This window comes from Shewanella kaireitica, assembly GCF_023284045.1.
Lineage (GTDB): Bacteria > Pseudomonadota > Gammaproteobacteria > Enterobacterales > Shewanellaceae > Shewanella > Shewanella kaireitica.
This window is the reverse complement of record NZ_JAKIKQ010000044.1, coordinates 1-557: the sequence shown is the minus strand read 5'-3', so window position 1 is coordinate 557 and position 557 is coordinate 1. Positions and strand designations below refer to the sequence as shown.

Below are 557 nucleotides of genomic sequence, written 5' to 3'. Positions count from 1 at the left end.
AAAAAAGGCAGCCTAAGCTGCCTTTTTCAGTATTGCGGTAAGATTAGTCGCTATTAAGCAACGATCTCTGCAACAACACCAGCACCAACTGTACGTCCACCTTCACGGATTGCGAAGCGTAAACCTTCGTCCATCGCGATTGGGCAGATTAGTGTTACTGTCATAGCAACGTTGTCACCAGGCATTACCATCTCTACGCCTTCTGGCAATTCGATAGTACCGGTTACGTCAGTTGTACGGAAGTAGAACTGTGGACGGTAGCCTTTGAAGAATGGAGTATGACGTCCACCTTCTTCTTTAGACAGAACGTAGATTTCTGACTTGAAAGTTGTGTGTGGAGTGATTGAACCAGGCTGAGCCAAAACTTGACCACGTTCAACATCTTCACGCTTAGTACCACGTAGAAGAACACCACAGTTCTCGCCAGCACGACCTTCGTCAAGAAGCTTACGGAACATTTCAACACCAGTACAAGTAGTCTTAGTCGTATCTTTGATACCAACGATTTCTACTTCTTCACCAACTTTGATGATACCGCGCTCTACACGACCAGTTAC

The 557-nt window shown here is 45.8% G+C and carries 1 protein-coding gene; it reads right to left on the bottom strand.

The window, feature by feature from the left end; genetic code table 11:
* Positions 1-53: 53 nt before the first annotated feature.
* Positions 54-557, bottom strand: a 504-nt coding sequence (locus L2730_RS21885) for an EF-Tu C-terminal domain-related protein (protein WP_248976479.1), incomplete at its 5' end; no start/stop codon positions are given.